The 13,238-nt window shown below is 61.8% G+C and carries 18 protein-coding genes and 3 tRNA genes; 10 read left to right on the forward strand and 11 right to left on the reverse strand.

The window, feature by feature from the left end; all coding sequences use genetic code 11:
* Positions 1-42 precede the first annotated feature (42 nt).
* From NKI29_RS20905 to NKI29_RS20920, 4 genes are all read right to left on the reverse strand, one after another.
* Positions 43-681, reverse strand: coding sequence for a cupin domain-containing protein (locus NKI29_RS20905; RefSeq protein ID WP_352797123.1), 639 nt, complete (start codon positions 679-681; stop codon positions 43-45).
* A 135-nt stretch (positions 682-816) separates the two neighbouring features.
* Positions 817-1,014, reverse strand: a complete 198-nt coding sequence (locus NKI29_RS20910) for a hypothetical protein (protein WP_084641813.1) — start codon at positions 1,012-1,014, stop codon at positions 817-819.
* A gap of 275 nt (positions 1,015-1,289) precedes the next feature.
* Complete coding sequence (locus tag NKI29_RS20915) at positions 1,290-1,529, reverse strand: hypothetical protein (protein ID WP_156937488.1); 240 nt, start codon at positions 1,527-1,529, stop codon at positions 1,290-1,292.
* 153 nt (positions 1,530-1,682) lie between these two features.
* Positions 1,683-1,758: transfer RNA gene (locus NKI29_RS20920), tRNA-Thr, on the reverse strand.
* 157 nt (positions 1,759-1,915) lie between these two features.
* Here NKI29_RS20920 and NKI29_RS20925 point away from each other — a divergent pair.
* The 3 genes from NKI29_RS20925 to NKI29_RS20935 all read left to right on the forward strand — a co-directional run bounded on the left by NKI29_RS20925 (position 1,916) and on the right by NKI29_RS20935 (position 3,380).
* Positions 1,916-2,083 (forward strand): hypothetical protein, encoded by a 168-nt coding sequence (locus NKI29_RS20925; protein WP_352451069.1) that lies wholly within the window; start codon positions 1,916-1,918, stop codon positions 2,081-2,083.
* A 176-nt stretch (positions 2,084-2,259) separates the two neighbouring features.
* Complete coding sequence (locus tag NKI29_RS20930; RefSeq protein WP_352636975.1) at positions 2,260-2,559, forward strand: BA14K family protein; 300 nt, start codon at positions 2,260-2,262, stop codon at positions 2,557-2,559.
* A gap of 464 nt (positions 2,560-3,023) precedes the next feature.
* Positions 3,024-3,380 carry a hypothetical protein gene (locus tag NKI29_RS20935; RefSeq protein WP_352797125.1) on the forward strand — a complete coding sequence of 119 codons (357 nt, stop codon included), beginning with the start codon at positions 3,024-3,026 and terminating at the stop codon, positions 3,378-3,380.
* 40 nt (positions 3,381-3,420) lie between these two features.
* Here NKI29_RS20935 and bhcR read toward each other — a convergent pair whose 3' ends face one another.
* The gene (gene bhcR / locus NKI29_RS20940) at positions 3,421-4,278 is read right to left on the reverse strand and encodes an HTH-type transcriptional regulator BhcR (RefSeq protein ID WP_352699895.1); all 858 of its coding nucleotides are present in this window, start codon (positions 4,276-4,278) and stop codon (positions 3,421-3,423) included.
* 202 nt (positions 4,279-4,480) lie between these two features.
* Here bhcR and gcl point away from each other — a divergent pair, with 202 nt between their 5' ends.
* From gcl to NKI29_RS20955, 3 genes are all read left to right on the forward strand, one after another.
* Entirely contained in the window at positions 4,481-6,262 is a 1,782-nt protein-coding gene (gene gcl, locus NKI29_RS20945) for a glyoxylate carboligase (protein ID WP_352797128.1), read from the forward strand.
* A gap of 23 nt (positions 6,263-6,285) precedes the next feature.
* On the forward strand, positions 6,286-7,083 hold the full coding sequence (gene hyi / locus NKI29_RS20950) for a hydroxypyruvate isomerase (protein ID WP_352797131.1): 798 nt from the start codon (positions 6,286-6,288) through the stop codon (positions 7,081-7,083).
* Positions 7,084-7,317: 234 nt separating this feature from the next.
* The gene (locus NKI29_RS20955; protein ID WP_352797134.1) at positions 7,318-8,205 is read left to right on the forward strand and encodes a 2-hydroxy-3-oxopropionate reductase; all 888 of its coding nucleotides are present in this window, start codon (positions 7,318-7,320) and stop codon (positions 8,203-8,205) included.
* A gap of 139 nt (positions 8,206-8,344) precedes the next feature.
* On the opposite strand, the gene NKI29_RS20960 is transcribed toward NKI29_RS20955, so the two are convergent.
* A complete protein-coding gene (locus tag NKI29_RS20960) occupies positions 8,345-9,196 on the reverse strand; it encodes a TrmH family RNA methyltransferase (protein WP_023680429.1) in 852 nt (283 codons plus the stop codon).
* A 202-nt stretch (positions 9,197-9,398) separates the two neighbouring features.
* Here NKI29_RS20960 and NKI29_RS20965 point away from each other — a divergent pair.
* Together NKI29_RS20965 and NKI29_RS20970 are read left to right on the forward strand one after the other, a co-directional pair.
* Positions 9,399-9,483: transfer RNA gene (locus tag NKI29_RS20965), tRNA-Tyr, on the forward strand.
* A gap of 67 nt (positions 9,484-9,550) precedes the next feature.
* Positions 9,551-9,624, forward strand: a tRNA-Gly gene (locus NKI29_RS20970).
* A 175-nt stretch (positions 9,625-9,799) separates the two neighbouring features.
* On the opposite strand, the gene NKI29_RS20975 is transcribed toward NKI29_RS20970, so the two are convergent.
* Positions 9,800-10,267 carry a YidB family protein gene (locus NKI29_RS20975; RefSeq protein WP_023680430.1) on the reverse strand — a complete coding sequence of 156 codons (468 nt, stop codon included), beginning with the start codon at positions 10,265-10,267 and terminating at the stop codon, positions 9,800-9,802.
* Positions 10,268-10,426: 159 nt separating this feature from the next.
* On the opposite strand from NKI29_RS20975, the gene NKI29_RS20980 reads away from it, so the two are divergent.
* Entirely contained in the window at positions 10,427-10,684 is a 258-nt protein-coding gene (locus tag NKI29_RS20980; protein WP_023680431.1) for a GlsB/YeaQ/YmgE family stress response membrane protein, read from the forward strand.
* A 45-nt stretch (positions 10,685-10,729) separates the two neighbouring features.
* Here NKI29_RS20980 and NKI29_RS20985 read toward each other — a convergent pair whose 3' ends face one another.
* The 4 genes from NKI29_RS20985 to NKI29_RS21000 all read right to left on the reverse strand — a co-directional run bounded on the left by NKI29_RS20985 (position 10,730) and on the right by NKI29_RS21000 (position 12,825).
* Entirely contained in the window at positions 10,730-11,389 is a 660-nt protein-coding gene (locus tag NKI29_RS20985; protein ID WP_031213130.1) for an N-acetylmuramoyl-L-alanine amidase, read from the reverse strand.
* A 105-nt stretch (positions 11,390-11,494) separates the two neighbouring features.
* Entirely contained in the window at positions 11,495-11,944 is a 450-nt protein-coding gene (locus NKI29_RS20990; RefSeq protein ID WP_352797138.1) for a GFA family protein, read from the reverse strand.
* 33 nt (positions 11,945-11,977) lie between these two features.
* The gene (locus NKI29_RS20995) at positions 11,978-12,646 is read right to left on the reverse strand and encodes a DMT family transporter (protein ID WP_352797140.1); all 669 of its coding nucleotides are present in this window, start codon (positions 12,644-12,646) and stop codon (positions 11,978-11,980) included.
* Between the two features lie 17 nt (positions 12,647-12,663).
* On the reverse strand, positions 12,664-12,825 hold the full coding sequence (locus NKI29_RS21000) for a hypothetical protein (RefSeq protein WP_352797143.1): 162 nt from the start codon (positions 12,823-12,825) through the stop codon (positions 12,664-12,666).
* Between the two features lie 310 nt (positions 12,826-13,135).
* On the opposite strand from NKI29_RS21000, the gene NKI29_RS21005 reads away from it, so the two are divergent.
* Positions 13,136-13,238, forward strand: a 103-nt coding sequence (locus NKI29_RS21005) for a GTP-binding protein (protein WP_245464554.1), incomplete at its 3' end; no start/stop codon positions are given.

The raw sequence follows: 13,238 nt of genomic DNA on the forward strand, positions 1-13,238 counted from the left end.
ATCCTGCCGATAAAAATGCCGGGCGCCTAGTATGGACCCGGATCACCCAGCCGTTAGGCCTGCTCGAGCGAGGATTTCAGGAGCCGGCGTGACATGCCCGTGCGGCTTGCAGTAGACGGGGTCGATCGCGTGATAGCCAAGCAGATGGCCGAGTGGCGCCAGGATCGCCAGCGCCACTCGCTGGATCGCAGGTGGCGGGTGCGTGAAGACGATCACGTCGGCAAATTCTCTGGCGATGACTGCTGCCTGAAGCGGCGAAGGTCTACCTTTTCTGTCCACCTTGCCGGCATTGGCCAGGCCGAAGAGCATGCCGATCAGCAGCTCGAAACGGTTCGGGTCGACATTGTCCGCACCTGGCGCCCGGTGGACTTCGACCAGGACATGCGCTTCTTCGGTTTTGCTGCTGTTCCACCAATCATGTGCGACGCCTGCTTCGACCGTGGCGGATTGGCCAGGCCCCAGGGACAAAGTGCTCCCGGCGATGCAAGCGTCGAGACGGCCACGGAGGACGGTAAACCGTTCCGTCAGATTCGGGTGGAAGTGCTCGCCCACCACTGCGGCTCCCGGCCGGGCGGTCAGATGAGCGATGCCAGGTCCCTGGCCGCGGTCTTCGGTGCCACGCAGGATGACCGCATATTCGCCGGTCACCTTGTTCTCGTAGACATCTCCACAGCGTGACATGGATCGGCTCCGGAGTTTCAGAGCACCAATGCCCGGCAACTCTATCGTCAAAGGCTTGGTCGTTCAACGACGCTCCAACGGGCGATTGCGGAAACATCAGTTGCCGGCTCTTCGTCAACGCGGGCGATCAGCGCTCTACCGAACATGCTTAGGCGGCCGCGCTCGCGGAAACGGCACGACCGTCAGTGGCGCCTTGCGGAATTCCGCGATGGCTATTTCTTCAATCAGCGCGTCGAGGGCCTCGTTGACGCGTCGGCTCGTTTCATCCGCGCCGCAGAGGCGGTTTTGTGCGCACTCCAAAAGCTCGCGCGCCGCGGCGAAATCACTTCGCATGACAACACCCTTTGGTTTTTGGCCCGCCGCACCGACATTGTCGGCGCGCTTAATTGAGCGAGTGCTAATATACACAGGAGCAATTTAATCGAATGGTACGAGATGGCCGAGGCCGGGAGAGAGGGCCGAAATGACGGCTCTGCAACGGCGAAGTCACGCCCGGGCTCAGCGTCTCTAGATATGAGATGCTAACTCGTTGTCTGGCGACAGATTTTGCCAGCAATTTCACGGAAGTTTCTGGTGACCCGACGAGGACGGTCCCGACACGTACGCCCCTAGTACGATCTTGGGCGGCTTATATATTCTCTGGCGGCGGCAATCTGGCGCCGGTGCTCGCGGAGGAAGGCTGCGCCGAAACAAATGGCGAAGGCCAGTACTGAAAGGCTTGTCGTTGCTCTTGATGTTGGATCGGGATCGGGACTTAGCAGGAAACGGAAACCGAACGCGAAGGCGAAGACGATAAATCCGCCAAATATGCCGTTGATGAAGGGGGCGGTCGTGCGTTTCTGCTCCAACGAAGACTCCTAGGTTTTCCGCTAGGGAACTATGGTTTCCGCTAGGGAATATATGCGTTGAAGCTGATGTGCTACCGATCCTGACGGCCCCGGCCTGTGGATATCGGGGATGAGCAGATATCAAGCGCCCCGGAGGTCTCAAGAAGCCCGTACTGGTGCCCCCGGACGGAATCGAACCGCCGACCTTCGGTTTACAAAACCGCTGCTCTACCAGCTGAGCTACAAGGGCACGGCGCTCCGGTTACCATATCTGCTGCGCCAGTAAAGACAAAACTCCGTTTTCCGCTGCCGCGAACGCGGCGGTTCTGCCGCCAAGGCGTCCTGAAAACGGCCAATTCGCTTCCTATATTGATCGAAGGTGCAATCGCATCAGCGAGGGCTGTCGCATGATCAGGTTTGTCATCATTCTCCCGCTCGTCGTCGTGGCCTGGGTTCTCCTGGTGAAGCTCATCAAGGACCTGAAGCACGCCAATATCGACTGGACCGGCGTCACCACCATCATCGGCTTCATCGCGCTCGCCTTCTGGCTTCGCCATATCACCGGCATGGGCTGAGGCCAGCCGGTTGTTCCGGTGAACTGTCGACGGCGCGACCGTTCGTGGTCGCGCATCAGACCGCGCGATTTCTCCCGCCGAGAAAAAATCCAAAAGGACCTTCGAACCTTTTTCCTTGTCGCGACGACTGATGGTCAAGAGGCGGTTGGATCGCCTCTCACAACAAGGAGATCGTCATGTTCAAGCGCACCATCGTTTCCGGCCTCGTCGCCACCACCGTCGCCGCCGCCATGCTGGTTGGTACGGTTCAGCCTTCGGCCGCCCATCACAAGCACAAGCACCTCGGCATCGGCATTGCTGCAGGTGTCGGCGGCTTCCTGCTCGGCAGCGCGCTCGCCCAGCCGCGCACCGTCTATATCGAGGAAGACGGCGGCTCCTGGCACGTCCGGCGCTGCCTCAATCGCTACCAGAGCTACGACCCGTACTCGGACACCTATGTCGGCTACGACGGCTATCGCCATCGCTGCTGGCTTTGAGGGCCACTATGCCAGCTTGGGAGGAGGTGACCGTTTCAGGCAACCGGAAGAAGGGGCACCCCACTGCCCCTTTTTCTGCGCGTCTGAGTGGCAGGGCAGAGGGGTTGTTCCTCCGACCTCTTAGGACCTGGGTTCCTCGCCCGCCGCGAAGCGGGGGAGAGGTGGCCGCCCACGGGTCTTGCCTTCGGCAAGCCCGAGGACAGGCTCCGCGGCCGGAGAGGGGGCCTTCGTAGGGCGCGGTCCCCTCTCCGTCGCGGCTTCGCCGCGCCACCTCTCCCCACTTCCGTGGGGCGAGGAACCCAAGCTGGAATAAAGCCGCGCTCCGTCAGCCTCTCTGTCCTGTCGAACATCGCCCACTTAAGACGAGATCGGATGCCGCTTCAGCATTCGCCAACACTCTTGCCGATGTACAGCGATTTCCCAACAGCCTAATCTGCACCGAGCCGAAACAGGGGAGAGGGCGCTTGGGCGAGCAAGATCCGAACGAAGAGCCGATCGAGACAATTTTCCGCAACGGCACAATCACCACCGTCGGCATCTTGCTGGCGTTCTCGCTGGGCTTCATCACGCATTGGGCCGCCAACCCGATACCGTGGGAAATCTATCACCTGGCCGCCGTCGTGCCGATTTTGATCGGCATTGCCCTGCAGATACGAGCGCTGCGGTTGCTGCTCGACATAACGTCTCTACAACGGCGCGTTTATGAACGCGCCAATCGTATCTTCATTGCCGGCCTCATCTTCACCGCCTGCGGAGTTGGGCTGGCGATGCTGCTTGATTTCTACGACCTATCGACCAAGAGCGCGGTGCCCGGGGCCTAGCTCTGGCCATCCTGGCAGATGTCGCACCATTCCGCGCCGGTCAGCGCTGCCATGCGCTCGGCTCGCTGCCAAGGCCGGGAGGGGTCGGCAGCCCGCCGATCATCCTCGTCACCTCCGCCGCCGCATCGCGCACAAGCGGGCCGATCTCGGCCAGCCGTTCCGGCGTGACCCGTACTGTCGGCCCGGAAACCGAAACGCCGCCGATCGGCTCGCCGAATTCATTGAAGATGGCGGCGGCAACGCAGCGCATGCCCGGATGCCGCTCCTCGTCGTCTACCGACCAGCCGCGCAGCTTGATCGTCACCAGGTCGCGAGCGAGCGCCGAGATGTCGGACAGCGTGTTTTCGGTGAAGCGCTCCAGCCCGGCCCGGCGCAGGATGGTGGCGACGCGTTCCGGCTCGAGATGCGCCAGCACCGCCTTGCCGATGCCCGAGGCATGGAAGGAGCTGCGCGTGCCCGGCCGGAAGAAGGCGCGGATCGCCTGATGCGTCTCGACCTGACTGACGAAGACGACGCAATCGTCCTCGGCGACGCCGAGATTGGCGGTCTCGCCGGTCTTCTCCATCAGTTCCTGCATGACGATACGGGCGCGGTCGACCAGCTTGCGGCGGCGCAGGAACGCCGCGCCCATGCGATAGGTCTCGACGCCGATCGACCACAGCTGGTCAGGGCCGTCGAACTCGACCATGCCGTGGTTTTCCAGCGTCGTCAGCATGCGGTAGGCGGTGGATGCCGGCAGACCGGAACTGGCGGCGATCTCGCTCAGCGACAGGCCGCTGCCATCGGCGACGATTGCCAGGATGCGCAGCGCCCGGTCCAGCGACTGCACCGAGGCGGCCTCGGCCGGCCCGTTGAAGGCGCGCGGCCGGCCGCGCTGGCGTTTTTCGGTGGTCTCCATCGGGCCATTCTTCGCTCTGTTCGCCCAACAAGCAATGAAAAAGTTTTTCACCGATTTGCCAAGCGAATTCGTGGAAAACAGAAAGTCAAATCAATTCAACTCACAAGAGCCGTTTTCTAGAAATGAAAAAATATTCTGAAAAAATTGAAAAATCATTGGTGCGCTGGCATCATAGGCTATCAACAATTCCGTGGAGGCTGACATGGCCAGGATGCGCGCAGTCGACGCAGCGGTTCTCGTTCTCGAAAAGGAAGGCATCTCCTGTGCCTTCGGCGTGCCGGGTGCTGCGATCAACCCGCTCTATTCGGCACTGAAGGCGAGGGGAAGTATCCGCCACATCCTTGCGCGTCACGTCGAGGCGGCCTCGCATATGGCCGAAGGGTTTACCCGCGCCAGATCGGGCAATATAGGTCTGTGCGTCGGCACTTCGGGTCCCGCCGGCACCGACATGATCACCGGCCTCTATTCGGCCGCTGCCGATTCAATTCCCATCCTCTGCATCACCGGGCAGGCGCCGCGCGCGCGTCTCAACAAGGAGGATTTTCAGGCCGTCGACATTGCGGCGATCGCCGCACCCGTCGCCAAATGGGCGGTCACCGTCATGGAACCCTATCTGGTGCCGATGTCGTTGCAGAAGGCGTTTCATCTGATGCGCTCGTCGCGGCCGGGGCCGGTGCTGATCGATTTGCCTGTCGATGTGCAACTGACCGAGATCGAGTTCGACATCGATGCCTACGAGCCGCTGGTGCCGTTCAAGCCGGCAATGTCGCGCGCCCAGGCGGAGAAGGCGTTGACGATGCTGAACGCGGCGGAAAAGCCTGTCATCGTCGCCGGCGGCGGCATCATCAACGCCGATGCGTCCGATCTGCTGATCGAGTTCGCCGAGGTCACCGGCGTGCCTGTCATCCCGACGCTGATGGGCTGGGGCGCGATCCCCGACGACCACCGCCTGATGGCCGGCATGTGCGGGCTGCAGACCTCGCACCGCTATGGCAATGCGACGATGCTCGAAGCAGATTTCGTTTTCGGCATCGGCAACCGCTGGGCCAACCGCCACACCGGTTCGGTCGACGTCTACACCAAGGGCAAGAAATTCATCCACGTCGATATCGAGCCGACGCAGATCGGCCGGGTCTTCGCACCGGACCTTGGCGTCGTCTCAGATGCCGGTGCGGCGCTTAAGATGCTGCTCGACGTCGCCACCGAGTGGAGGACGGCCGGAAAATTGCGCGACTGGTCGGGCTGGGCCGGCGAATGCCGGCAGCGCAAGAAGACAATGAAGCGCAAGACCCATTTCGACCAGGTGCCGCTGAAGCCGCAGCGCGTCTACGAGGAGATGAACAAGGCGTTCGGCCGCGACACCACCTATGTCACCACGATCGGCCTGTCCCAGATCGCCGGGGCGCAATTCCTGCACGTCTACAAGCCGCGCAACTGGATCAATTGCGGCCAGGCCGGCCCGCTCGGCTGGACATTGCCGGCAGCCCTCGGTGTTCGCGCCGCCGATCCGGACCGCACAATTGTGGCATTGTCCGGCGACTATGATTTCCAGTTCATGATCGAGGAACTGGCGGCCGGCGCACAGCACAAATTGCCCTACATCCATGTCGTCGTGAACAATGCCTATCTCGGCCTGATCCGCCAGGCGCAGCGCGGCTTTTCGATGGACTTCGAAGTCAGCCTGGCCTTCGAGAACGTCAACCGGAAAGACGAGCCTGAGGCGGGCTACGGCGTCGACCACGTCGCCATTGCCGAGGCGATGGGCTGCAAGGCGGTCCGGGTGCGCCGGCCGGAGGAATTCGCCGGCGCGTTCAAGGAGGCGCAGCGCCTGATGGACGAGCACCAGGTTCCGGTGGTGCTCGAATTCATCCTCGAGCGCGTCACCAACGTTTCGATGGGTACCGAAATCGACAAGATCACCGAATTCGAGGAGCTAGCCGAACATCACGAAGATGCCCCCACGGCGATCGTCATGCTCGATTAAGCCGCATATGAGGAACTACTGCCATGCCACGGTTCTCAGCCAATCTTTCGATGCTCTTTGGCGAGCATGACTTCCTCGACCGCTTCGATGCCGCCGCCCGCGCCGGCTTCAAGGGCGTCGAGTATATCGGCCCCTATGACCATGCGCCGGATGTCGTCGCGGCCAGGTTGAAGAAGAACGGGCTGACGCAGGTCCTGTTCAACCTGCCTGCCGGCGACTGGGCCAAGGGCGAGCGCGGCATCGCGATCCTGCCCGACCGCATCCCGGAGTTCCGGCAGGGCATTGCCAAGGTCGTCACCTATGCCCAAGCGCTCGGCTGCGAGCAGGTCAACTGCCTCGCCGGCATCGCGCCGCAAGGCGTCGATCGCTCCGTGCTGGAAGACGTCTTCGCCGAAAATCTGGCTTTCGCGGCCGAAAAGCTGGAGCAGGCCGGCATCAGGCTGCTGATCGAGCCGATCAACACCCGCGACATTCCGGGCTTCTTCCTGAATTACTCGGACCAGGCTCTGGCCCTGATCGACCGCGTCGGATCGAAGAACCTGTTCCTGCAATACGACATCTATCACATGCAGATCATGGAGGGGGATCTCGCCCGTACCATAGAGGCAAACCTCAACCGCATCGCGCATATCCAGCTTGCGGACAATCCCGGCCGTCATGAGCCGGGGACGGGCGAGATCAATTTTCCTTTTCTGTACAACCACATCGACCGCATCGGGTACTCCGGCTGGGTCGGGGCGGAGTACAAGCCGAAGGGCGGAACGGAAGCCGGGCTTGGGTGGTTTCGGGACCTGGCCGGGCAGGGCAGCGCGGCGGCGTAGACGCTACGTATCGTACGTCGCGTTCCTGCGCGCCCCCCTCTGGCTTGCCGGCCATCTCCCCCACGAGGGGGGAGATTGGATGTCGCCGCCGCTTTCGCCAATTTTCGAGGTTTAGAAAGTTACAAGCCGACGCCGAAATTGCCGATCTCCCCACCCGTGGGGGAGATGGCCGGCAGGCCAGAGGGGGGCGCGAAAGAACTCGGCCTTAACAAGGAAACACGACGGAGAACTAAAATGGAAATCATCGGCTTCATCGGCCTCGGCATCATGGGCACGCCGATGGCGGGGCATCTGCTAGACGCCGGTTATCAGGTCGTCGCCAGCGACCACCGCTCGAAGCCGCCGGCCGATCTCGTCGCCAGGGGATTAAAGACCGTCACCGGCCATGATGCCGTTGCCCGCGCGGCCGACATCGTCATCACCATGGTTCCGGATACGCCGCAGGTCGCCGATGTGCTGTTCGGCGAGAACGGCGTCGCAACCGGGCTGACGAATGGCAAGCTGGTCATCGACATGAGCTCGATCTCGCCGATCGCGACCAAGGAATTCGCTAAAAAGATAAACAATCTCGGCTGCGACTATCTCGACGCGCCGGTATCGGGCGGCGAGGTCGGCGCCAAGGCGGCGTCGCTGACCATCATGGTCGGCGGCGAGGAAACAGCCTTCGAACGCGCCAAGCCTATCTTCGAGAAGATAGGCAAGAACATCACTCTGGTCGGACCCAACGGCGTCGGCCAGACCACCAAGGTCGCCAACCAGATCGTCGTCGCGCTGACCATCGAGGCCGTCGCCGAAGCGCTGGTTTTTGCATCGAAAGCCGGCGCCGACCCGGCCAAGGTCAGGCAGGCGCTGATGGGCGGGCTCGCAAACTCGCGCATCCTGGAAGTGCATGGCGAGCGTATGATCAAGCGCAGCTTCGCGCCGGGCTTTCGCATCGAACTCCACCAGAAGGATCTTAACCTGGCGCTGGAAGGGGCAAAGGCGCTGGGCGTAGCACTACCCAACACTTCAACGACGCAGCAATTGTTCAACTCTTGCGCGGCGAATGGCGGCGCTAAGGAAGATCATTCGGCGCTGGTTCGGGCGCTGGAGCGGATGGCGGGATGTGAAGTGGGTGAATAGTGAATTGTGAAGTGGGTGAATAGTGAATAGTGAATAGGTAGTCAGTTGCAGATAGGTGAGTCGTTGGTAGTGAATTGGTCACGACTTACGTACACTCTCACCATTCACCATTCACCATTCACCATTCACCATTCACCATTCACTCTCTCAAAAACTTCCTCGCCGCATAAAGCGCCACCGCCGCGGCATTCGACACGTTGAGCGAGCGGATGGCGCCGGGCATGTCGAGCCGGGCCAGCGTCGTCACCGTCTCGCGCGTTTTCTGGCGCAGGCCTTTGCCCTCGGCGCCAAGTACCAACGCGATCTTTTCTCCGGCAAAGCTCGTTTCGAGCTCCGCCGGCCCGTCTGAATCCAGGCCGATCGTCTGGAATCCGGCCTCGTGCAGCTGCTCCAGCGCATGGGCGAGGTTCTTCACCTCGATCTGATCGATGTGTTCGAGCGCGCCGGAAGCCGACTTTGCCAGCACGCCGGATTCCTGCGGGCTGTGGCGCGCCGTGGTGATCAGTGCGCCGGCGCCGAAGGCGACCGCCGAGCGCAGGATCGCGCCGACATTGTGCGGATCGGTGATCTGGTCGAGCACCAGCACCAGCCTGGTGTCGCCGAGCGCATCGAGGCGTTTCGGTTTCAGCGGCTCGGCCTCGATCACCACGCCCTGGTGCACGGCATCCGAGCCGGTGACCTTGTCGATGTCCCTGGGTTCGACCAACTCCGCCTTGAAGGGCAAAGCGCCAAGATCGGCGATTGCCAGCCGCTCGGCAGCGTTGCGCGTCACCAGCATCTTCTTGATTTTTCGGCGCGGATTGTCGAGTGCGGCCCGCACCGTGTGCAGCCCGTAGAGCCGCACCAGCCCATCCGCCGGGTTCTCGCCGGGCGGCACCGGCTGGCGTGGCCTGAATGCAGGCGCGCCACCGCTCTTCTCGTCGCGATGCGCGCGGCGCAGCTTGGCGTAGTGGGTGTCTTTAGGGGTCTTCGATTTGTTGTCGTTGCTCATGGCCGGCTTCTATAGCCGTGTCGTCCGGCCATGGATACAGCTGCATAAGCTGCTTGTCGGGCGAGGCGTGAGATTCAGCGCTTTTTGCCGGACTGTTGCGGTTGACAGTTTTGGGCGCTGCCGCCATAAGGCGCTTCGCGGAAGGGCTGCTCAGGCAGCCGCGACGCGTCGATGCCTCGTTGCATGGCTCCGGCGGCAGACTGGAGAGGTGCCCGAGTGGTTAAAGGGGACGGACTGTAAATCCGTTGGCTATGCCTACGTTGGTTCAAATCCAACCCTCTCCACCACTGCCGGCCCGGAAGCCCTGAAACGCAGAGCGAGCGTCGGAGCGGATCCGATGCTTGACTGAAAGGCGCGGGTATAGCTCAGTGGTAGAGCAGCAGCCTTCCAAGCTGAATATGCGGGTTCGATTCCCGCTACCCGCTCCAGATTTCCCCCAAGCCGCGGCGCACCTCGCGCACGATGCCGAAGTAGGCAGCCCCAAGCGAAGCGCTTTGCCGATAGTTCAAAGTATTCGTTGCGCGTCCAGACGGACGCGCATCTTAATCTGTGTTATCGTTGTTATCGTTGTCCCGAACCGTAGGCGGCGTTGGGCGACAGGCGTCAGCTCGCGAATTTGCTGAATATGGACGCGAGCTGGTTCTGCTGCGGCACCTGCCCGTTCGGCGTCAACTGGTCGACAAGCCCTGGCAAGGCCGCGGACAATTGCTTGAGCAGATCCTGCTGGTTCAGGCCCGTCCTTTGCGCGATCTCCTGGATGATTTGTGGCCCGAGAGCACTGCCCAGATCGCTGGGGTTGATCGGCTGGTTCTGACCGGTGCCGACCCACGAATTGGCAACGTTGCCGTGGCCGGCGTCCTTCAGTTTGTCGAGCAGTCCGCCCAGACCGCCGAGCAGTCCGCCGTCGGCGGATGCGGTTGTATCAGGCGGGACGGGGGCAGGGCTCTGCGCCGCCTCCGGCTGGGCGGAACTTCCACCGCTCAGCATTTTTCCCACCAAAAGTGCGCCGAGCGCGATCATCAGCGGCTTGGCGACGTTGCCGCCGGGAACGGCATTGTCAAACAGTCCCATTGTGGATCTCCATGTCAAATTGCCCGTCCGTCTCCAACAATGACGCATCCATGGCGAATTTCAAGCCGGTTTGAGCTTTCCGTAATCATGATTTTCAAGTTGGCTTGAGCTTTGCTTAATAATGTGGAAGTAATCGGGTGCGGGGAACGGAGAGGAAAAATGTCAATATTAAGCTGGATTATTCTCGGCGTCATCGCCGGCTTCATAGGCAGCAAGATCGTCAATAAAAGCGGGCAAGGCCTTGTGCTCGACATCGTGCTCGGGATTGTCGGTGCCATCGTCGGCGGGCTCATCTTCAGCGCCTTTGGCGCGTCGGGCGTTACCGGGCTCAACATCTATAGCCTGATCGTAGCCGTGGTCGGTGCCGTGGTTGTCCTGTGGGCCTATCACCAGTTCAGCGGCAGGCGGGCTCTGTAGAAGCCGCTCGGCAATTGCGTCGGCATTCATCCGAATGCCGACCGCCTATCTGATCCTTTTGAGGATTTCGCGGATCAGCGTGTTGAGGCCGGCTTCCAGCCCTCCCACCATGATCGGCCATAATTCCTCGAGCAGTCGCTGCCATGCGGCATCGCGCCCGTTCCTCACCGGCAGATTTGGCATCGCGCCCATTGCCGCCGTCACGTCGCGGCGCAGCCGGTCGCCGCAGGCGCTTGCGCCGCTGATCGTCGGATCGAAGGGCAGCCGGGTGAAATCCCATTTTCCGCGTTGCTCGATGCCGAGATTGCTTTCGACCTCGGCGTGCGAGAGCACCGTTTTGGGCGTGACCTTGATGCGGTAATATTTGCAGAGTTCGGCGACAACCGTGGTCATCGCGTCCCACTGCGCCCTGGTCATCGGATAGCGGCCGGCATCGAACGGCCTTTCCTCCGCCCCGGCCATGCAGCAGAGCGAAACCCCGATCGAGCCGCCGTTGCAGTTGAGCGTGTGCGCGGCATATCCCGGTTTTACCCGGCTCGAATTGAGCGCGATCGAAGGCCGGCCCCTGACCAGGCGGCCATTCCCCTCGACCAGTATGTGATACGCATCCCTGTCGGTATCGCCGGCCGAATGCGAGCCGGCCGTCCAATGGCAAATGACGCGCCTCATCGCAACATTGGGCAACCAGTCGGGCGGCAATGCCACAGAAATCCCCGCGACATAAGTTCAGTGACGGAGCACAGTATAGTTTCGTTGGCGGCCGACGCGAAAACGAAACGATAATTTGGTTGAGCGTTTTCTAACGGTCAGCTATTCGCCGGCATCTCCGGCGACCGCGTGTTCTCTGTATTGCGGCAGATCGTCGGTGATCGTGAACCACTTCGCCTTCGAGCCGACGAAGATGTGCTGCGTCGGGCGGATGGTCGGCTCGTCGACCAGGGTTCCCATGGCGACATGCACGAAGGCACCGTCGCGGACCACGGAATAGAGCAACGAGCCGCAGGTCTTGCAATGCGCGTCATGGCCGGTTTCGTCGCCGAAGATCATGAGATTGTCCTCGCCCCTCGCCAGGCTCATCCTGTCGCGCTCGATGCCGGCGAATGGCTTGAAGGCCGAGCCGGTGGTGCGCCGGCAGTTCGAGCAGTGGCAGTTCGTGGCATAGACGAACGCGTCCGCCACCGCGTACTGAACGGCGCCGCACAGGCACTTTCCGATAAGCCTGCGGTTGCGTGAATTCTGGTTGTCATCCGGGCTTGCCACGCGCTCCTCCTATTGTGCAGGCCGATTTCAGTTTCAAGCGACGACGGTCAACCGGCGCTTGCGCTCGTCGAGCGAGACGATGGTCAACCCGCTGGCCACCACCAGCAGGATGCCGCAGATGGCCAGCGCATTCGGGAGCTGCCGGAATACCACCAGGCCTGAAATCACCGCCCAGACGGTAAAGCAATAGTAGAACGGCGCCACCACGCTGGTCGGCCCGACGCGATAGGCCATGAAGATAAAGAAGTGGCCGAAGATCAGGAACAGTCCGGCGCCGCCCATCAGCAGCAGGTGACGGATTTCAGGCACCACCCACTGCTCGGAAACCAGATGCGCAACGCCGGCGCCGGCGAGCACCACAATCACCGCGGAAATGGCGACGACCATCCCCGGCACGTCGGCGGCGACCTTGCGTCCCGCCAGATCGCGCGCGGCGGACAGAGCTGCGTTGCCTAGCGCCAGCAGCGCGTAGACCGAAATCCCCTGCATTGTCGGTTGTGCCACCATCACCGCGCCGACAAAGCCGAGCCCGATCAGCGCCAGGCGTACCCCGCCGATCCGTTCGCCAAACAGCATCGAGGAGCCGACCAGCATCAGCAAGGGCGTGATCTGTCCGAGCGCGGTCGAATCGGCGATCTGCATGTTGGCGAGCGCCACCACGTAGCAAAGGATCGCACCCAGTTCGAGCAGGTTCCTGCGCAAAACCTTGGCGTCTAGGATCAGCGGGATCTGCTTGCGTAGCCCAGCATGAACAGCAGCGGAATGCCCCACAATGTTGCCGCAGCGCCGCGCAGGAACAGCACCTCATAGGGCGGCAGTCCCGCGGTTGCGAGTTTCATCATCGTGTCGTTGACGATGTAGGACCCGGTCGAAACGACCATGAACAGCGGGCCTCGTATGGCAGTCGGGATGAAATGCATCGGCCCACGAAATCAGACCGGCGCCAGGGCGGCAATGGGCCAGATCCGGCTGTAAATCCGGCAAAGCCGTCAGCCGCCGCCGTAACCATTCCATTTGCCCTTGTTCGTTCCTATATCCGCGCCACATTCTCCGAAACCGGATCACGCGTTCGGGCGGGCGAGCGCGCTCGGCGACAAGGCACTTGTGTTTTTCGGCCTTAGTCGCTAATCGCCCCGCATTCGACTGAACTGAAGGTCCAGGCCGTCCCCAGGCCGTCCAAGGAAAGAGACTATGGCAAAAGGTAAATTCGAGCGCACTAAGCCTCATGTGAACATTGGCACGATTGGTCACGTCGACCATGGCAAGACGTCGCTGACGGCGGCGATCACCAAGT

Source organism: Mesorhizobium sp. M0678, assembly GCF_040320505.1.
Taxonomy (GTDB): Bacteria; Pseudomonadota; Alphaproteobacteria; order Rhizobiales; family Rhizobiaceae; genus Mesorhizobium.